Source organism: Bacillus cereus group sp. MYBK195-1 (genome assembly GCF_051916605.1).
Taxonomy (GTDB): domain Bacteria; phylum Bacillota; class Bacilli; order Bacillales; family Bacillaceae_G; genus Bacillus_A; species Bacillus_A cereus.
The window spans coordinates 1,374,077-1,392,275 of sequence record NZ_JBQAGZ010000001.1 but is presented as its reverse complement, the minus strand read 5'-3'; the positions used below and the strand labels follow the sequence as shown (position 1 = coordinate 1,392,275).

Sequence of the window (18,199 nt, the reverse complement as noted above, 5' to 3'; positions counted from 1 at the left end):
GTCATAGTAATTCACAATTTCAGCATGATACAGTCATTACAAATATGAAAATTAAAGGGGATATTACATTGTACAACTTTCTTTCTGTCTTTATTGGTGTGCTCATTGCCGTTATGCTTCCATTGAATGGGATTTTATCTGAATTAATTGGCAAGTATACAGCAAGCGTTGTCATTCACCTTGTCGGTTTAATTACAGTTATTTTCGTTTTAATCTTAAACAAACATAAAATTCATTTCAATAAAGGTATTCCGCTTTTTTTATATAGCGCTGGAGCGATTGGAGTATTCACTGTTCTTTTTAATAATATAAGTTTCTCCGTCCTTGGTGCCTCTATTACGATCGCATTAAGTTTACTCGGCCAATCCATTGCTTCCATCATTATCGATCATTTCGGCTTATTAGGAATGAAAGTTGCAAAGTTTGAAAAGAAAAAACTAGTTGGATTAGCATTCATCTCTTCTGGGATTATTATCATGACAATTTATTAATGGGGGCAAAAATATGTTATATATTACTATCGCTATTTTAGCTGGTGTTTCTATCGTCGTTGCTAGAATTATTAACGCGAATTTAGCAAAGGAAATTGGAAACTGGGAAGGCACATTTTTCAATTATATTACTGGATTATTTTTCTCTATGTTATTTTTAATTTTCAGTTCAGATTCATTGTATATCCCTATTCATACGTTGCAATCTATTCCTATCGCCGTGTACTTAGGCGGATTAGTAGGCGTTATCGTTATTTCATTATCCAACTATATTACTCCTAAAATATCAGCCTTTTATTTAACATTACTCATCTTTATCGGACAATTATTTGCGGGGACTATTATTGATTTCTTCCTGACAAATGAACTCTCAATTGGTAAAGTTATCGGTGGCATTTTCGTATTAATTGGGCTCACTTACAATTTACTCATAGATCGCCCGATAAAAACTGTGAAGCATAACCAAGTTCAACTATAATACTTTACGCTTACCTATCATATATTAATAGAAAAGCTCTTCACACGAAATAATAGAGAGGAGAAAACCCTATTAAAAAAATTATTTTATTGCTAGGTAGCGTATTAATTATTTGTGGAATTGTATGGTTTGTAAACTCGGGAAAATCTATTCAAGATCTCTATACTGCAAACAAACCGAAAAAGAAAGCTACTATTATTTCAAGCTCGCGAGATCCAAATGAGCCCCCTGTTTTTTTAGAAAAGCAGGAAATAAAAGATATACATGTAGAATCAATTAAAACAAAAAAGGATATCTTTCTCACAAAAACAGATGAATTAAAAACATTTATTAACAGTATGAATACCGCAAAAAAAGGCAAATTAACATTGGATGAAGAAGGATCAGATTTAATAGATTGTGATATGTGGATTACTTTCGAGGATGGAACTTATAAAAAATATTTCATATGGATAGTTGATCATCACAGCAGCGAAGTGATGATTGCTCAGCAAGATACTCCTGATGATGTAAACCTTACGTACTATCAGTTAAACGAAGATAGTTCAAAAAAAGTTTATAATTTATTTAAAAAAATTATTTAAATGAAAAAGTCATGAGCACGCGAACTCATGACTTTTTGCACTATATATACTCCGGGAACACTCTACAACCCTTTTCCTGCTCTATATCATGACCAAAGAAAACAATTGGTTTCTCTTTCGCCACAACTTCTTTTAAACGTTTAATTGAAGATAAAGCTAATTCTGGATTAAATCCTGCGAACGGCACTTCATCTTCAAAATTCTCTTTCGTGTACGATGCATCAATCGTTAATAAAACTGAACCGGATTGCTCCGTCTCAATGAATAGCGACTGATGGCCTGGAGAATGACCTGGCGTATACAATACTTGAACACCTGGTACCACTTCATAATCCCCTTCAATAATTTTGTAGTTCAAATGCGGTAATATACATTCTTTCATATATTCTTCTCTATGAAGTGCTGCCTTATATTCGGTTCGCTGCACAATAATCGGTGTATTTGTAAAAGCACCGTTTCCTCCTGCATGATCAAAATGTAAGTGAGAGCTAATAATATATAAAAGGTCGTCTGGCTCATACCCTACACGCTTTAATATATTCACGATTCTATCTTCTTCAGTCATTTTCGGTAAAATCTGTCCTTCAACAAATGTACCGTTAAAAAGCCCTTCATTATTAACTGCACTTTCTGGCATACCTGTGTCTACTAAAATAGGACCTTCTTCCGTCTCCAAAAGATAACACCACACCGGCAAGTTTAATAGTTTCCCCGGTGTTAACGCACTGTTAACAGACGAATGATCCAACATGCAACGACCTGCTGGGATGAAATAAAGTTTCTTTACTGTCATTATGTATCCACCTTTACATTTAGTTTTGGATAAAGTAATACAGTAAAAAATTCTTCTTTTTAGAAATAAACTCCTTCTAGACTATCAGTACAGCTTACATAAAAAAGAGGGTATTTTTTTACATAGCAGTATTTCACCATCTATAATGTAGAAGTAAATGATTCTTACTTTAATGGAGGGATTACAAATGAAAGCAATTGGTTTACATGAATACTTACCTATTGAAGAAGAAAACAGTTTAATTAATCTGGAAATTGAAAAACCTGTTGCCACAGGAAGAGATATACTCGTGAAAATTAACGCTATTTCCGTTAACCCAGTTGATACAAAAGTTCGCTCTCCGAAAGATAAAAAAGAAGATGCACCAAAAATTCTTGGCTGGGATGCTAGTGGTGTTGTTGTACAAACTGGCGAAAGTTGTACATTATTTAAAGAAGGAGACGAAGTATTTTACGCTGGAAGCATTACGAGACAAGGTACATATAGTGAATATCATTTAGTTGATGAAAGAATTGTCGGTAAGAAACCAAAAACGTTACATGATGCTGAATCTGCCGCAATTCCTTTAACAGCGATTACAGCATGGGAAGGTTTATTTGAACGTTTAGGCATTGATCATACTAAAAAAGATACGAATTCATTTAAAAACATTTTAATTATCGGCGGAGCTGGTGGTGTCGGTTCAATCGCAATTCAACTTGCGAAATGGGCTGGACTAAATGTAATCGCAACTGCTTCCCGCGGCGAAACGATAGACTGGGTTAAAAAGCTTGGAGCTGACCATACAATTGACCATCGTACCCCTTTAAAAGAGCAATTACAAAGCCTTGGATTCAGCGATGTAGATTATATTTTCTGCTTAAACAATACAGATCAACATTGGCAAGCAATATGTGACCTTATTAAACCACAAGGCAAAATTTGCTCTATCGTAGAAAATGAACACCCTCTTGAAATGGGTATTTTAAAAAGTAAAAGCGCTACACTCGTTTGGGAGTTTATGTTCACAAAAGCGATGTATGAAACTGGCGATATGATTACGCAACACGAACTATTAAATAAAGTAAGCGAACTACTAGATGAAGGCATTTTAAAAACTACTTTAAATGAAACATTAACACCGATTAACGCTGAAAACTTAAAAAAAGCACATGCACTACTTGAAAGCGGGCACACCATTGGGAAAATCGTATTAGAGAAATTTTAATCATGATAGCGACAGATAGTATGTGAAATTATACCAACGATTTTTCAAATATATCTATCACAAATCAAATTATATCAACAATTCGACAAGGTGTACCGATTTATCGACAAATAACAACAATAAGAAAAGGCTGTTCCAAATGAACAGCCTTTTCTTTATTTACTTGAAATCTCTTTATTATTTTGAACGTCTAACGGAGCTCGCTTTCCTATTCCAAAAGCATAGAAACTAATTGTAACGATAGCTAAGAAAATAATACCTACAACTAATGAAATACGAGTATCATCGTTAAACCACATTCCGATTAATACCATAATTAAAAAGGCAATCGTTAAATAGTTTGTAACAGGAGCAAATGGCATTTTGAACGGATGATCTTTCATCTCTGCTCCCTTTTCTTTTCTAAAATTAATTTGACTAATTAAAATGACAAACCATGGTACCATTCCAGGAAGTACACTCGCACTATATACATATACGAATAAGTTTTTCGGTGCGATGTAACTTAAAACAACACCAACCGCCAGACCGATAATTACGCCAACTGTACCAAATAAAGGCACACCATTTCCAGAAAGTTTCGTGAAATATTTCGGTGCTTGTCCATTTACACCTAACGTATAAAGCATACGACCAGCACTATAAATACCACTATTACAACCAGACATTGCTGCTGTAATAACAACGAAGTTAATTAATCCAGCTGCTGCCGTAATACCAACTTTCGCAAAAGTTGCTACGAACGGACTACCAATTGTACTTAATTGATCCCACGGATACACAGTTACAATAACGAAAATAGCACCGATGTAGAAAATTAAAATACGCCAAATTGTACTTTGAATCGCTCTTGTAAGTGTCTTCTTTGGATCCTTCGCTTCACCAGCAGTAATACCAATTAATTCCACACCTTGGTATGCACCAACTACAAGTGATAAAGCAAAGAAGAATCCTGAGAAACCACCTGTAAAGAAACCGCCATTTGACCAAAGATTAGATATGCCAATCGCTTCTCCGCCGTTACCAATTCCGAAGAAAATAAGGCCAAATCCCGCAATAATCATTAATAGAATCGTAACGATTTTAATCATCGCGAACCAAAATTCAAATTCACCAAATGACTTCACAGAAATTAAGTTAGCTGCACCAAGAATAACCATTGCAATTATACCTGGTATCCAAGCTGGTAAATCCGGGAACCAATATTGCATATACGCTCCAACCGCGATAATTTCTGACATCCCAACGATAACCCACTGGAACCAGTTACTCCACGCTGTCATATAACCAGCTAGTGGATGAATATACTTATGACCGAATGTCGCAAATGAGCCTGTACTTGGCTCCATATACAACATTTCTCCCATGGCACGCATGATGAAGAAGATGAAAATACCTGCAATTGCATAAGCAAGCATTACTGACGGACCTGTCCATTTAATTGTGCTGGCTGATCCCATAAACAAACCAACACCAATCGTTCCGCCTAAAGCAATCATTTGAATATGACGTGCTTCTAAACCTCTTTTCAATTCTTTGTTTGCCACTTCACTTCCCCCTCTTAGATGATTCATAGCCGCATTTTAACACAAGATGCTTTCCCCTAATTCCTTTCGACCCTGAAAATGATGAAGCAAACGTCATTTTACACTAGCTTTAAAGCTATCCTAAAATCGTTTTGTGCTCCTAATAAAATTCTCAGAACCTTTCATCTTCCAATATTCTATAAATCTTAAAATTACTTACCTTATATTAATTCATTAATCTGAAAAATTCAATTATTTTTTCAATAAATTATTATACATAAGTCTGATTAATTTTTAACTAAATTAACAATAAAATACATCTATTCAATATGATTCCGACATGTATATTATTACAATATAAATAAACGAGGAGATGCTATCTTCCTCGGTTTCATATCTCAAATACTTCAACCTTTATAGTTGATAACGTAATTTCCCACACATTCGATTCATATACCAATAAGGAATTTAATATATTAATAAACTACTAACTTCTTTACTCCAGCCAAATTTTGAGGCAGAAACCTTTCTGCCTCAAAACAACGGGATAAAATATAAAAGAGTCTCATTAAAAAATGAGACTCTTTTACAATTTCATATTTAAATCGATTTCGAAGTTTGCTTACCAAAGATAAACACCCTAGTAAACACTGCCATTATAACTACAATAACCAGAAAATAAAGTGGCATCACCATTAACGAGCCTGTATGCAGCTGACTCATTCCCAAAATTGTCATCGTTACAATTACATAGTAACCTAAACTAAACAATGCACCAGCTGTACCAATGACATCTTGAAAATCTACTAACGCTAAACTTAAACAATTAGGTAACGCTACTCCAATTCCTAATAGCAATATAAACATCGCTATTAAAAATACAATCATATATATTATATTTGGATTTGATCCAACTGAAGTAATAATAGATAAAGCGACTGCTCCCCCTGTCATTACAAGACAACCGATATATATAATTTTCTCTGGTTTATAAGTAGCAAGTAAACGTTTTGAAATTTTCGCTCCAACAATAGAAGCAGACGCTACAACAATTCCTAGAAAGCCATACATACTAGGCGATAACTGAAAGTATTCAATAAAGATAAACGGCGCTTCTGCATAATAGCTAAATAAAACACCATTTGCTCCTCCAATTAACAGCCCATATGTTACCACTTTTGGATTTGTAATTAACCTCTTCAAGACTGAAAATACATTTATTTTATTCGTTACTGAGCCCGTTTTTGTTTCAGGAAGAGAAACAAACGTATACAGAAAAATACCGATACTCATAACTACTAAACTTAAAAATACTATTTTAAATCCAAACATTTGATCAAGAAAGCCACCAATTAACGGTCCTATCGCTGGTGTAAAAGCAATGACTGCTGAAATTTGAGCAAACATAACATGCCTCTTATGCCCTTCTACACTTTCACGAAGAATCGTTTGCGTCACAACTGATCCTGCACTTGCTCCAAACGCTTGAATAAAACGACTTACCAATAAAACTTCAATGGAATTTGCAATAAAGCACAAGAAACTCCCAGCGCCATATACGACAATTCCAAATAACATTGCTGGGCGACGGCCAATTATATCTGATAGCCATCCAATAAAAAATACACCTAAAGCAAATCCAGCAAAATACACACTAAGCGTTAACTGCACCTCATTATTACTTACATGTAACGCCTTTGAAATATCCGGTAAAGACGGTGTGTAAATCGTTTCACTAATTTGCGGAAATGCGACAAGAACAATCATTAACAAAAGTGATGGTACTGAGACTTTTTTCATTTTTCATACCCTCCTATAACTTTGAAAATCTCAGAAATAAAAAGACTTTCCTTAGCTACGGAACAGGAGGGGCCATTATAGAAATCCGGTCATAAAACAACAAAGAAAACACCTCAATTACGTATGTTAATACTTATAGGAGGGTAATATTAACATCGATTTTTAAATATACTTTTTCAATTATATTACATATTGCGTTTCTTTTACTAGTGCTCGGCCTTGGAGGATTGTTAAAAAGATAACTTGATGCATTCGCCTTTTTATGGAATAATTAGAAATAGTTTGAATTCATAAACTTAATTATTAAACGATAGACTAGCAAATTTTAATGTCACAAGCTTACAAACAGGAGGACTTTCGTAATGATTGAAATTTTAAGGACAGTATTAAATTTCCTAATTTCTCTATTCTCAGGAGAATTACCAATTGTATATTATGTATGGATTATTAGCCTATTCCTAATTCAAATAACCCAATCTACTCTAAACTATAAACTCTTTAACAAGAAAGACAATTTGAGCACTTATATATCGGAAGGATTACTTGCTTTTATTATTTTATTGTTTGGAGGAATATTAGTATCTAAGTTACTTGCTTACATAATAGACGATCCTACTATTAGTATGACAAATGTAACACATTATTTTGTTTCTCTTATCATATTAACTATATTTGTCGTAATAACCTGTGTTAAAGACTTTATAGAGACATCTATAAAGAATAAAAATATATCTCTTTTGAGCTTTTTAGTAATTTCCTTAATAACAAGTATACTTTCATTCAAGTTTTTATCACCTTTAATTGAAGGTTCTTTTTCTCTTTCTAAATCTTTTATAACTACTTTAATCATTCTAGTAACCGTATCAATCCCTCTATTAATTTCCTTAGAGGATAAGTATGCAGACGAAAAGGAAACGGAAAATTTATAGTTTCTCATTTACATAAAGAAAGAGGGAGTTCCCCTCTTTCTTTTATATCGTCCTATTTCACAAGACTAAATCATTCCTTTTAATATTAATCCTAAAACTGACATTATTATCGCGCTAATAATAATTCGCAAAATCCAAGTTGTGTTTGTACTTATTTTTTCTAATTGCTTATTGATTGTTGCTATGTCTTTCTCATTAATAGTGGTACGCGTTTCTAAATTTCGAATGTCTCTCATAATTTCTTTTTGCTCCGCCTTGAGACTGTCAATTTTAGCGTAAACATCTTCCATATATTCACACCCTCTGTTCATCTTAATAGAAAAATCTATATATATTATGAGACAACCCTCTTACCTGTGAATACATTGCGTATATCCGCGTACCAAATTATTTGTACAATCTAATTGAATTACTCACATGTTTCTATTCTTCTATTTATAAATTAGCGTTAAGATACATTAAAATTTTAAAAGGAACCCCTTGTTTATTTAACAACAAACAAGGTGCAATCCAACATTCGGAAGCACCTACGATAATTTCTATTGTTTTCATATTTACAACTCCATATAATCAGTATGATTTTCTGAAGAAGCCAATTTTTGAACTGCTTAAAGTATACTAATATGAATACGAAATAGCTGTATTGATAAACTCTCTAGAACAATAAATATACTGGCTGAAACGGATCTATATCCGATATTTTTTCCAGTAACATGAATGGTTATTTCTGATAAATGTGTTTGTACATCATTGTTTTCAAAAATTTCATCCTCAACCTTTACAATATCTGCTTCACAATCTACTTCTTTAAAAGTTTTCAATAATTTTGTTTCCAATAAACTACAATCAAAGCTCTCATCTTTTATTACGGCAAATTTAACCTTCATATCGATTTCCCCATTTTTAACAAACTAAAATCACTAAATCAATATAAATATATATTATTCTATTAAATAATTCAAAATATACGCTTCTTATATGCATTATTAAAAATCAGTTCTAAAGAATTAAATAGTAGGCGTTCCACTAATCTTTCATATAATTCGTCTCTTAATTATTTTGCTCATTGCGCTTTTTTATTTTCCTCACTATTTCAACTAAACTTTCTGTAATAATACATATTTCAAATACATTATTTCCTTTCACTCATACTTTTATCATTGAGTTTTTATTCACAAATTCGTAACACATACATATGAGTTATCATGCTAAAATTAGTTTATTCACAAGAAGAAGTTCTTCTTAATAAATCAATAATTTTTAATACCCTGTTTAAAGCCTTGCCCCCCTGCAAGGTTTTTTCCTATTTAAATAGAGTAGTAGTTTTCGTTATGCTTCTCTCCCCTTGTTCCTTACCCTACAAATAATACTTCATATTTATTTTAATTTTTCAGCATCCGTACTCGCTCTGTTCGAGAGCTCTTTACCAAATATTCAATCTAATGATAAGATTGACCAAATTAATATTTTCGTCCATAACTGTATCAAAAAGTACACTAAAGAAAAAATAGCACTCTCACAATTAAGTAAACGCGAGCTTTTTCTTCTATCTACTTACTATTTAAGGTTAATAGTGACATAACCAGATTTTAAAATTCGACTTAAATTCATTGATGAATGGAGAGGTTTATATGAAATTGAAAGACAAAGTAGCAATCATAACTGGTGGAGCAAGTGGAATTGGCGAATCTACTGTTCGTCTTTTTATCGAAGAAGGTGCAAAAGTAGTTATTGCTGACTTTTCTGAACGCGGAAAAGAACTATCAGATGAATTGAATGCACATGGATATAATACGTTATTTATTAAAACTGATGTAACAAAAGAGGCAGATATTAAACAGCTAATTCATGAGACAGTAAGTACATACGGTAAATTAGATATTATGTATGCCAATGCCGGCGTTGCTGATGATGCACCAGCAAACGAATTATCCTATGAAAAGTGGAAAAGAACTATTGATATTAATTTGTCTGGAGTATTCCTTTCTAATAAATATTCGATTGAACAATTCCTTAAACAAGGTACAGGTGGTGTCATCGTTAACGCTGGTTCGATTCATAGTTTTGTTTCATTACCTACCCCAACAGCATACTCCTCTGCAAAAGGTGGTGTGAAACTATTAACTCAAAATTTATGTACCGCCTACGCTAAATATGGAATACGTATTAATGCGGTGTGCCCCGGTTATATTGACACCCCTTTACTTGGTAGTGTTAATCCTGAACAGAAAGAATATTTAGCTTCACTTCATCCACAAGGCAGACTTGGAACACCAGAAGAAGTCGCTAAAGCTGTCTTATTTTTAGCAAGTGATGAAGCTAGTTTTGTTAACGGTACAACACTTCTTGTTGATGGAGGCTATACTGCACGTTAATTTAAAAATTTTGAAGCCCCTTAAGAAATATATAGTCTTCAATAAAAAAAGCGCCATCACAAGTGACGGCGCTTTTCTATGTAAGAGTAACTAGAAGGTATCCTTCTAGCCTACTCCCATTTATAAGTCCAAAACTGTTCAAGTTGCAGCCATTTTAATGTTGCTGCATCTTTGTTTTTTATTTTTGCATGCGTGTCTTCAAGCATTGCTTCTGTTTGTGAACGGTGCGCACCTAATGCAGTTAATTTATGATCAAATACTTCACTAATGTTATTTACAACATCCGGTTCTCCTAATACTGCCTCACGATTTTTCGTAATCGCAACAGCATGGATAACTGGGCGCTCTTCTTTTGGCATACGTGATACAGCGCGAACGACAGCGCGGCCAAATGCATTATGATCTGGATGTACACCGTGTTCTGGATAAAATGTAATAATTCGAGATGGATTTACTTCTTGAATGATTGCTTCAATTTTGTCAGCAACGAAATCAACATCTTCAAATTCTAACGTTTTATCATGGAAGCCAAGCATTCTTAAATCTTTAATACCCATCGCTTTACAAGCATCTTTCAATTCTTTCTTACGGATATGTGGAATCGTTTCACGGTTAGCGAATACGTTCTTACCCATGTTACGTCCCATTTGTCCTAGAGTACCACATGCATATGTTACAGGTACTCCTTGATCTGTTAATAAGCGAATTGTTCCTCCCGCAGCATATGCTTCATCATCTGGATGCGGAAATACAACAAGTACATGTCTCTCCATAAGTTTCCCTCCTTCTTACTTAAATGGTGTTAAGCTTAACTCAAGTGCAACTGCTAAGCGACCTAAATTATCATGTCCAGCTAGTAATAAACGCTCTTGATCGTCTACTTCCCAGTGCGTAATACCTTCAGCATATACCCAACCGTGATCCATTTTCAGACCAACTCGGTATGGATTTGTTCCAGTTATCTTCCCGCGTTCAAAACGGATAATCGCATTTCGAATGAAAGCACCAACTGTCATCATCTTTTCATTTATGTGTGATGCATACGCTCCGTTTGTCGTTTCTAAATGAATATATACATCTTTATTTACAAAACGTTCAATTTCATTTTGAATAAGAGAACTATCTTTTACTATTTCCATCGGAATTCACCTCTTTAAACCATTTTACGCAAAAATAATGTAAATTGCTATCTCTATATTAGAGGACAACGCTCACTTTTCCTAATAATTTGCACTGTGTTTTTTATATTTTTTATATGATATGTAAAAAATACATTTTTTCCTTCACTTTGTTAAATAGTTTTCTTTCTTTTTTGAATTTGCTACAATATATTTTATCCCGTATTATTGCAGCGAGATACATTTCGACAATTGAATACATAATTTAAAGAAGGTGACATGATTGGAACAGTCAGCACATGAAGTAGCAAATTGGCAATATTATTTTGCAATTGCCGTATTTTTAATCACGTACGGATTTATTATTTCTGAGAAATTGAATCGTGCTGTAATCGCACTATTCGGTGCTGCTATTATGATTATTTTTGGAGTTGTAGATTTACATACTGCTTTCACATCACATATTCAATGGGAAACGATTACCCTTTTAATTGGGATGATGATTCTCGTACATATTACGAGTCAATCAGGCGTCTTTGAATTTGTGGCCATTAAAGCGGCAAAAGCAGCTGGCGGAAAACCGATTCGCATTTTATTATTACTATCCCTATTAACTGCTGTCGGATCAGCATTTTTGGACAATGTAACGACTGTTTTATTAATCGTTCCTGTTACGCTATCCATTACACGTATTTTAAAAGTAAATCCTGTGCCTTATTTGATTTCAGAAGTGCTGTTTTCAAATATAGGCGGAACAGCAACATTAATCGGTGATCCACCTAATATTATGATTGGATCAGCAAACAAGCATTTAGACTTTAACGCCTTTTTACTTAACTTAGCTCCAATCGTAATTATTATTTCTATCGTGACACTTGGCATTATTTACTTCATGTATCGTAATAAACTAAAAACAACACCTGAACAAATCGAAAAACTAATGGCATTAAACGAAAAAGATTACATTAAAGATCAAAGCCTCCTTTTAAAATCTATTTCGATTTTAGGACTAACTATTTTAGGCTTCGTACTTCATTCGATTATTCATGTAGACGCTGCTGTTATCGCGATGACAGGCGCTACACTTCTTATGTTAATCGGCGTGAAAGAACATGATATTGAAGATGTATTTGCCCACGTTGAATGGGTAACCATTTTCTTCTTCGCCGGATTATTTGTTCTCGTTGGCGGGTTAATTGATATCGGACTTATCTCTTCACTTGCAAGAGAAGTAATCGACGTAACAAACGGTGACATCGGATTCGCAGCTATACTTATTTTATGGGTATCTGGCATCGCATCTGCGACAATCGACAACATCCCATTTGTCGCAACGATGATTCCTCTTATTCAAGACTTAGCTACAGGACTCGGACTATCTGTCGATTCTCCGCAAATCGAAGTACTATGGTGGGCGTTATCTCTTGGAGCTTGCTTAGGAGGAAATGGAACACTAATCGGTGCATCTGCAAACGTAGTCGTTGCTGGTATTGCAAAACGTGAAGGACATGGCTTCTCTTATATGGACTTCTTAAAAATTGGTTTACCATTAACTATTGTTGCACTCTTGTTATCACATGCTTATATATATTTACGTTATTTAATGTAAAAGTTGTATTGCATGAAATTATATCGTCAAATACAAAAGGTTTGCAGCATCCGTGCTGCAAACCTTTTTTCATCACCAAAATATACCGATAATTGCTAAACCACCTAAAATCATACCCCCAATTTGTCCGACAATTGTTGGTGATAATTGAACACCTTTTCTCACTTCAACAACTGGTCTTTCGTGCCTTAGTTGCTGCACTTCACTTTGAAGTTGGTGCACACTTCCGTGTAACTCTTTAATAAGTTCTTTTAATTCGGCGACCTCTTCATTTACTGGTTTTGCCTTTTCTAAATTCATTTTGCATGACTCCTTATAAATTCAATCAACACACTGTAAATTTTCGCCAATTACCATTATATCTCCTGCATACTACATATATAATTTCGAATGTACTTTCTAACCTTGCAGCTCTATCCATTCATCCCGCAATATCCCCATAATCAGACGGTCAAAACACTTCCCATCTCTTTGAACCGCTTCTCTCATACAGCCTTCCATTTGAAAACCCATCTTTTTATAAAATGCAATGGCAGGTTTATTATACGAAATAACATCGAGACCGATGCGGTGTAAATTCAATTCATAGAAAGCATACTTTAGAATAAGATGTATTGCTTCTTTCCCATATCCTTTTCCTCTATCATTCGCATCTCCTATACCAATGGCTAATAAACCTGTTCTGTTATTCCACTCTATACCATGAATCGCCACAAAACCAATTAAGCGATCTTCTTGAACTGTCCTTACCATGAAAGAAACACTATTTGATCTCCGTCCTTTTAATAACTCATCACTTGCTATTTCTTGTATTGATTGCGGGAATGCTACGTCTGTATCAACATTTCTTACATACTCACTATTTTCCTGCCACATAGTCATTACTTCAGCATCTGCTTCTCTCATAACTGATAATTTAATCGTTTTATTTTGAAAAAGATTCATTGTCATTTCAAACTCCCCCTTTTTTAATAACGGGGATACTTATTTTAGCCTATTTATCCCCTTATTCCATAAACTGTTTTTTAAACGGGATACATACAATAAGCGCTGACATTGGCACATCTCCTCTGCATTAAATTACATTCATTGTATAATTTTTTGTTTATTCTAACAATAAAAAAAGACCCTCAAAATTTAGAGGATCTTCCTAACATCGAATCGATATTATTTCGTAAACATTTTCTCCGCTTCATCCATTGCCATTTTGTTTCCTAAAGCAGAATAGTCCAGCCATGGTTGATCATTGATAATGTATACGTGCTTGCCTTTAACTGCTTTTAAGTCTTTCCAAATTGGCGTTTCTTGAAGTTGTTTAAATGCTGCTTTTGCTTTATCATCTCTATTTACAACAACGAAAATCGCATCTGCATCAAAGTCAGGTAATACTTCTTGTGAAATGACTTCGAAAGGGCGGTTTCCATCAATTTTCTCTACACCATTTGCAGGCTGTAACCCTAAGTCTTGGAATAAAATTGGTCCCATCGGTCTTTTCGTACTAAATACACGCAATTCTTTTGCAGTAACGCGAATTGCCATTACTTTTTCGTTATTACCTAGCTCTTTATCTATTAAACCTTTTACTCGTTTTGATTGCTCTTCGTAATCTTGAATATATTTATCTGCTTCTTTCTCACGGTTTACAAGTTTACCAACTTGTTTTAAATGATCTCTCCACGTACCTTCATCTAAATTGAAAGAATGTGTTTTTGCAATTTTTTCGTATTTCGCTACATCTTTACCAGCATATTTTTCATCAACATAAATGTCAGTTGGCTTTAATTGAAGTAACGCTTCCATATTCGGATCTGTTACAACACCAAGCTTCTTCGTATCTTTCAACTTCTCTTTAGCGTGCGGTAAGAAATCTTTTAAATCTCCACCAATAACAGAACCTACTGGTGTAATTCCTAATGCAAGTAAATCATTCGTTAAATGAATAGACATTGAAGCAATTTTTGGGTCATTACTTTTTTCCGTTTTTTTCGTTGCCTCTTCATTAGCTTTCGTTTGACCACATGCTGCTAATACTAAAATACACATCATGCTAAATAAAATAGTAAGTTTCTTTTTCATATGTTCTCCTCTTTGAAGTATTTATTTTGTTTTTGTAAGTAAATAAAGAAAATACGGTGCTCCTAAAGCTGCCACTACTACACCAGCTGGAATAGAGTTTGGCTCAAATATAGAACGACCTATCGTATCTGCTAGCACTAAAATAATCATTCCGATAATGCCAGCTAAAGGAAGAAAGTGTTGATATGTAGTACCTACTAACTTCCTTGCGATATGCGGAGCAACTAAACCGATAAAACCAATTCCTCCTGCCATCGATACACTTGCGCAAGATAATCCAACCGCTGTAGCTAAAAGTAATAACCGTTCTTTTTGAACAGAAACACCAAGTCCTGCTGCTACACTATCACCTAGTGACAATGCATTTAACGTTTTAGATTTTAGCCACGCATAAGGGGTTAGTATGAAAATCCAAGGTAATAATGCAAAGACATGAATCCAATCCCTTCCCCACACGTTACCAACTAGCCATCTAGAAGCGAATGTATACGTCTCATCATTTAACTTGAGAGAGAAAAATAACGAAATTGCACTAAAGCCAGCTGAAACTGCAATACCAACGAGAATAAGTCTAATGGGAAGTAAACCATTTGACCGATCACTCGCAAGTATAATAATTAAAAATGCAGCTAGTATTCCCCCACCAAATGTAAATAACGGTATTAAAATCGATGCATTCTCATTAAAAGAATGAAAGAAAGTAACAAATATAATTAGCCCGAAAGATGCACCTGAATGCAATCCTAAAATACCAGGGTCTGCAAGTGCGTTACGTGATAATCCTTGTAAAATCGCACCGGAAATCCCAAGGCCAATACCAGCTAACATTGTGATTATAATTCTTGGCATACGATAATCGTATAGCACGGTTGCACTTTCAAAATCACCATAACCGAAAAGCGTTTGAATTACTTTGAGCGGTGCAATACTAAGTGTCCCTGTATTTAAGCTAAGTAAAATAACAGCGATACCAATACAACCGAATATTGTAGTTACAGTAATGGCTCTTTTTTTATCTGTGTTAATAAGACCCCTCACTTATAGCTCCCTCCCAACTTTACGTGCTATATAGAGGAAGAACGGAACTCCAACAAGAGCTACCATAATTCCTATCGCAAGTTCTTTAGGAGGGTTTACTGCTCTTGCTCCTAGGTCAGCTAAAACTAATAACATAGCACCTAATAATGCTGACATAGGAATAATGAGTCGATAATTAACACCAACTAATTTTCTAGCAATATGCGGAATAACGAGTCCTACAAATCCGATAGAACCAACAGCTGAAACAGATACACCTGCAAGAATGACTACTATAATCATCCCTAGTATTCTCGTTCGGTTCGTTTTCACTCCTAAATTTGTAGCAACATCATCTCCCATTGATATGAGTGAAATAGATCTCCCTAGCATTGTCGCAAAAATAATCGTTATAAGAATAATAGGGACTAAAAATTTCAAGTGTTCCCACTTAACCCCTGCAACACCACCAGCATACCAAAACGCTAAATCTTGGCTTAAATCATAATAAATCGCAACACCTGAACTTAATGAATGTAAAAGCGCTGCCATAACCGCTCCAGCAATCGTTAACCTCATTGGTGTTAACCCGCCTGATGTTGCTGATCCAATAACAAAAATAAGTACTGTACTTAAAACAGCTCCAATAAAGGAAACAATCATTAAATAGGAATACGGCATATGTGGGAAAAAAGCAAAACTAAGTGCTACTACAAACATCGCACCTGCATTTATTCCGAGTACACCTGCATCAGCTAAAGGATTTCGTGTTACACCTTGCATAACAGCACCAGCAACCGCAAAAGCTGCCCCTACAACTGCTGCACCAATTACTCTCGGGAGCCTTAATTCATAAATAATTTGGTGCTGTGTTAGTTTCGGATTGTAATCCAAAACCGCTGCCCACACCGTTTGTAAATGAATATCTTTTGCACCAAATGAAATGGCTAAAAATATAGATCCAATTAAACATAAAATTGTTAAGCTCATGAAACATATGAACTTAATATGTATCCAGCGGTTATTACCAGCATGTACAGTAGACTTATGTAACATGTTTCATTTCATCCTTTATATTCAGTTGTTTTTTATAATTATTTTTTATTTGTAATTATTATTGATAATAATTATCATTTTCATTTAGATATTATATCGCCACTTTTTTTAAATAGCAAACTATTTTTTAACTTCGCTAAATATTAAAATGTTTATTTCAATTCCCTTCCAAAACTTACAAATACACGCAAAATAGACTACTAGCTTATTTTTAAAAGTGTAGTATACTTAATCATTATTTCGAGTTTTCAAATAAAAATACCGAAGGTGACCCAATGTTATATATAAAACAACTACTACACTTCACTTACGAGCAAGCATTATCTTGCTTATTCCCAGTCGTTATTTTCTTAACACTAGCCCTTTCAAAAATCGTTTCTATCCCAGGGTTATATCACTATGATTTCATACTCATTGCATGTCTTCTTATGCAGTGGATTATGTACAAGACTGGACTTGAGACGAAAGACGAAAGACGAATTAAAAGTAATTACTGTCTTTCACCTCATCGGCCTTTTACTAGAAATATATAAAGTTCATTTTGGTTCATGGAGTTATCCTGAAGAGGCGTATTCAAAGATTTTTGGAGTTCCACTTTACAGCGGCTTTATGTACGCAAGTGTCGCAAGTTACATATGCCAAGCGTGGAGAAGGTTGCATTTAAAAATGCATCATTGGCCGAAAGCTATTTTTGCCGTGCCGTTAGGAGCTATGATTTACTTCAATTTTTTCACACACCACTTTACATACGATTTTAGATGGATATTAACTTTACTACTATTCCTTGTTTTCTCTCGCACATTTGTACAATTTTCATTACAAGGCGTTACATATACAATGCCACTCGTTCTCTCCTTTTTCCTTATCGGATTCTTCATTTGGATTGCAGAGAACATCGCAACATTTTTCAGTGCATGGCAATATCCAAATCAACGGGAAGCATGGAACCTCGTTCACTTAAGCAAAATTAGCCCATGGTTTTTACTCGTTGTTATTAGCATTATGATTGTTACGCAACTCAAACATTTGAAGCAATCAAAAAGATAATGCTAATTATGTAAAAACAGTTAGCCCATCAATCATTAGAGAGTGATGGGCTTTTTTTAGTAATATTTTTTAAAACGTCCTTATCAAAGAATT

Annotated in this window: 19 protein-coding genes and 1 pseudogene; 8 read left to right on the top strand and 12 right to left on the bottom strand. The window is 34.3% G+C overall.

Annotated features, from left to right (window positions below):
• Nucleotides 1-44: 44 nt before the first annotated feature.
• From ACTFRY_RS07305 to ACTFRY_RS07295, 3 genes are all read left to right on the top strand, one after another.
• Entirely contained in the window at nucleotides 45-491 is a 447-nt protein-coding gene (locus tag ACTFRY_RS07305; RefSeq protein ID WP_044795216.1) for a DMT family transporter, read from the top strand.
• Between the two features lie 13 nt (nucleotides 492-504).
• A complete protein-coding gene (locus ACTFRY_RS07300; protein ID WP_000965812.1) occupies nucleotides 505-969 on the top strand; it encodes a DMT family transporter in 465 nt (154 codons plus the stop codon).
• An 89-nt stretch (nucleotides 970-1,058) separates the two neighbouring features.
• On the top strand, nucleotides 1,059-1,553 hold the full coding sequence (locus ACTFRY_RS07295; protein WP_061663920.1) for a hypothetical protein: 495 nt from the start codon (nucleotides 1,059-1,061) through the stop codon (nucleotides 1,551-1,553).
• Between the two features lie 40 nt (nucleotides 1,554-1,593).
• Here ACTFRY_RS07295 and aiiA read toward each other — a convergent pair whose 3' ends face one another.
• Nucleotides 1,594-2,346 carry a quorum-quenching N-acyl homoserine lactonase AiiA gene (gene aiiA / locus ACTFRY_RS07290; RefSeq protein WP_098617199.1) on the bottom strand — a complete coding sequence of 251 codons (753 nt, stop codon included), beginning with the start codon at nucleotides 2,344-2,346 and terminating at the stop codon, nucleotides 1,594-1,596.
• Nucleotides 2,347-2,533: 187 nt separating this feature from the next.
• On the opposite strand from aiiA, the gene ACTFRY_RS07285 reads away from it, so the two are divergent.
• Nucleotides 2,534-3,553, top strand: coding sequence for a zinc-binding alcohol dehydrogenase family protein (locus ACTFRY_RS07285; protein WP_098617198.1), 1,020 nt, complete (start codon nucleotides 2,534-2,536; stop codon nucleotides 3,551-3,553).
• A gap of 155 nt (nucleotides 3,554-3,708) precedes the next feature.
• Here ACTFRY_RS07285 and ACTFRY_RS07280 read toward each other — a convergent pair whose 3' ends face one another.
• Both ACTFRY_RS07280 and ACTFRY_RS07275 read right to left on the bottom strand, forming a co-directional pair.
• A complete protein-coding gene (locus tag ACTFRY_RS07280; RefSeq protein ID WP_001284404.1) occupies nucleotides 3,709-5,100 on the bottom strand; it encodes an amino acid permease in 1,392 nt (463 codons plus the stop codon).
• Nucleotides 5,101-5,679: 579 nt separating this feature from the next.
• Entirely contained in the window at nucleotides 5,680-6,879 is a 1,200-nt protein-coding gene (locus tag ACTFRY_RS07275) for a multidrug effflux MFS transporter (RefSeq protein WP_074595576.1), read from the bottom strand.
• 362 nt (nucleotides 6,880-7,241) lie between these two features.
• Between ACTFRY_RS07275 and ACTFRY_RS07270 the strand changes: the two genes are divergently transcribed.
• Entirely contained in the window at nucleotides 7,242-7,808 is a 567-nt protein-coding gene (locus ACTFRY_RS07270) for a DUF5823 family protein (RefSeq protein ID WP_098617197.1), read from the top strand.
• Nucleotides 7,809-7,873: 65 nt separating this feature from the next.
• On the opposite strand, the gene ACTFRY_RS07265 is transcribed toward ACTFRY_RS07270, so the two are convergent.
• Together ACTFRY_RS07265 and ACTFRY_RS07260 are read right to left on the bottom strand one after the other, a co-directional pair.
• Nucleotides 7,874-8,098, bottom strand: coding sequence for a hemolysin XhlA family protein (locus ACTFRY_RS07265; protein WP_000390462.1), 225 nt, complete (start codon nucleotides 8,096-8,098; stop codon nucleotides 7,874-7,876).
• A 318-nt stretch (nucleotides 8,099-8,416) separates the two neighbouring features.
• A complete protein-coding gene (locus ACTFRY_RS07260) occupies nucleotides 8,417-8,695 on the bottom strand; it encodes a hypothetical protein (RefSeq protein WP_000865018.1) in 279 nt (92 codons plus the stop codon).
• A 744-nt stretch (nucleotides 8,696-9,439) separates the two neighbouring features.
• Between ACTFRY_RS07260 and ACTFRY_RS07255 the strand changes: the two genes are divergently transcribed.
• Entirely contained in the window at nucleotides 9,440-10,183 is a 744-nt protein-coding gene (locus tag ACTFRY_RS07255; RefSeq protein WP_000768021.1) for an SDR family NAD(P)-dependent oxidoreductase, read from the top strand.
• Nucleotides 10,184-10,293: 110 nt separating this feature from the next.
• Here the strand turns inward: ACTFRY_RS07255 and bshB2 are convergent, their stop codons facing one another.
• Both bshB2 and ACTFRY_RS07245 read right to left on the bottom strand, forming a co-directional pair.
• The gene (gene bshB2, locus ACTFRY_RS07250) at nucleotides 10,294-10,956 is read right to left on the bottom strand and encodes a bacillithiol biosynthesis deacetylase BshB2 (protein ID WP_000439486.1); all 663 of its coding nucleotides are present in this window, start codon (nucleotides 10,954-10,956) and stop codon (nucleotides 10,294-10,296) included.
• 15 nt (nucleotides 10,957-10,971) lie between these two features.
• The gene (locus ACTFRY_RS07245; protein WP_000407045.1) at nucleotides 10,972-11,322 is read right to left on the bottom strand and encodes a YojF family protein; all 351 of its coding nucleotides are present in this window, start codon (nucleotides 11,320-11,322) and stop codon (nucleotides 10,972-10,974) included.
• Nucleotides 11,323-11,584: 262 nt separating this feature from the next.
• Here ACTFRY_RS07245 and ACTFRY_RS07240 point away from each other — a divergent pair, with 262 nt between their 5' ends.
• Entirely contained in the window at nucleotides 11,585-12,910 is a 1,326-nt protein-coding gene (locus tag ACTFRY_RS07240) for an ArsB/NhaD family transporter (RefSeq protein WP_000437992.1), read from the top strand.
• A gap of 72 nt (nucleotides 12,911-12,982) precedes the next feature.
• Here ACTFRY_RS07240 and ACTFRY_RS07235 read toward each other — a convergent pair whose 3' ends face one another.
• The 5 genes from ACTFRY_RS07235 to ACTFRY_RS07215 all read right to left on the bottom strand — a co-directional run bounded on the left by ACTFRY_RS07235 (nucleotide 12,983) and on the right by ACTFRY_RS07215 (nucleotide 17,059).
• Nucleotides 12,983-13,210, bottom strand: a complete 228-nt coding sequence (locus tag ACTFRY_RS07235; RefSeq protein ID WP_001047304.1) for a hypothetical protein — start codon at nucleotides 13,208-13,210, stop codon at nucleotides 12,983-12,985.
• Between the two features lie 99 nt (nucleotides 13,211-13,309).
• Nucleotides 13,310-13,861, bottom strand: coding sequence for a GNAT family N-acetyltransferase (locus ACTFRY_RS07230; RefSeq protein ID WP_098617196.1), 552 nt, complete (start codon nucleotides 13,859-13,861; stop codon nucleotides 13,310-13,312).
• A gap of 216 nt (nucleotides 13,862-14,077) precedes the next feature.
• A complete protein-coding gene (locus tag ACTFRY_RS07225) occupies nucleotides 14,078-14,986 on the bottom strand; it encodes an iron-hydroxamate ABC transporter substrate-binding protein (RefSeq protein WP_000728216.1) in 909 nt (302 codons plus the stop codon).
• Between the two features lie 21 nt (nucleotides 14,987-15,007).
• Nucleotides 15,008-16,024 (bottom strand): FecCD family ABC transporter permease, encoded by a 1,017-nt coding sequence (locus ACTFRY_RS07220; protein WP_098617195.1) that lies wholly within the window; start codon nucleotides 16,022-16,024, stop codon nucleotides 15,008-15,010.
• Nucleotides 16,025-17,059: a FecCD family ABC transporter permease gene (locus ACTFRY_RS07215; protein ID WP_000902720.1), complete on the bottom strand. Its 1,035-nt coding sequence runs from the start codon at nucleotides 17,057-17,059 to the stop codon at nucleotides 16,025-16,027.
• A gap of 275 nt (nucleotides 17,060-17,334) precedes the next feature.
• On the opposite strand from ACTFRY_RS07215, the pseudogene ACTFRY_RS07210 reads away from it, so the two are divergent.
• Nucleotides 17,335-18,106 (top strand): annotated as a pseudogene (locus ACTFRY_RS07210) (DUF817 domain-containing protein).
• The last annotated feature ends 93 nt before the right edge of the window (nucleotides 18,107-18,199 follow it).

Excerpts from the sequence above, each read along its gene's own strand:
- ACTFRY_RS07275 (WP_074595576.1), bottom strand. The coding sequence starts at position 6,879 with ATGAAAAAAGTCTCAGTACCATCACTTTTGTTAATGATTGTTCTTGTC.
- ACTFRY_RS07215 (WP_000902720.1), bottom strand. The coding sequence starts at position 17,059 with ATGTTACATAAGTCTACTGTACATGCTGGTAATAACCGCTGGATACAT.
- aiiA (WP_098617199.1), bottom strand. The coding sequence starts at position 2,346 with ATGACAGTAAAGAAACTTTATTTCATCCCAGCAGGTCGTTGCATGTTG.
- ACTFRY_RS07255 (WP_000768021.1), top strand. The coding sequence starts at position 9,440 with ATGAAATTGAAAGACAAAGTAGCAATCATAACTGGTGGAGCAAGTGGA.
- bshB2 (WP_000439486.1), bottom strand. The coding sequence starts at position 10,956 with ATGGAGAGACATGTACTTGTTGTATTTCCGCATCCAGATGATGAAGCA.
- ACTFRY_RS07260 (WP_000865018.1), bottom strand. The coding sequence starts at position 8,695 with ATGAAGGTTAAATTTGCCGTAATAAAAGATGAGAGCTTTGATTGTAGT.
- ACTFRY_RS07300 (WP_000965812.1), top strand. The coding sequence starts at position 505 with ATGTTATATATTACTATCGCTATTTTAGCTGGTGTTTCTATCGTCGTT.
- ACTFRY_RS07270 (WP_098617197.1), top strand. The coding sequence starts at position 7,242 with ATGATTGAAATTTTAAGGACAGTATTAAATTTCCTAATTTCTCTATTC.
- ACTFRY_RS07265 (WP_000390462.1), bottom strand. The coding sequence starts at position 8,098 with ATGGAAGATGTTTACGCTAAAATTGACAGTCTCAAGGCGGAGCAAAAA.
- ACTFRY_RS07225 (WP_000728216.1), bottom strand. The coding sequence starts at position 14,986 with ATGAAAAAGAAACTTACTATTTTATTTAGCATGATGTGTATTTTAGTA.
- ACTFRY_RS07235 (WP_001047304.1), bottom strand. The coding sequence starts at position 13,210 with ATGAATTTAGAAAAGGCAAAACCAGTAAATGAAGAGGTCGCCGAATTA.
- ACTFRY_RS07305 (WP_044795216.1), top strand. The coding sequence starts at position 45 with ATGAAAATTAAAGGGGATATTACATTGTACAACTTTCTTTCTGTCTTT.
- ACTFRY_RS07245 (WP_000407045.1), bottom strand. The coding sequence starts at position 11,322 with ATGGAAATAGTAAAAGATAGTTCTCTTATTCAAAATGAAATTGAACGT.
- ACTFRY_RS07230 (WP_098617196.1), bottom strand. The coding sequence starts at position 13,861 with ATGACAATGAATCTTTTTCAAAATAAAACGATTAAATTATCAGTTATG.
- ACTFRY_RS07285 (WP_098617198.1), top strand. The coding sequence starts at position 2,534 with ATGAAAGCAATTGGTTTACATGAATACTTACCTATTGAAGAAGAAAAC.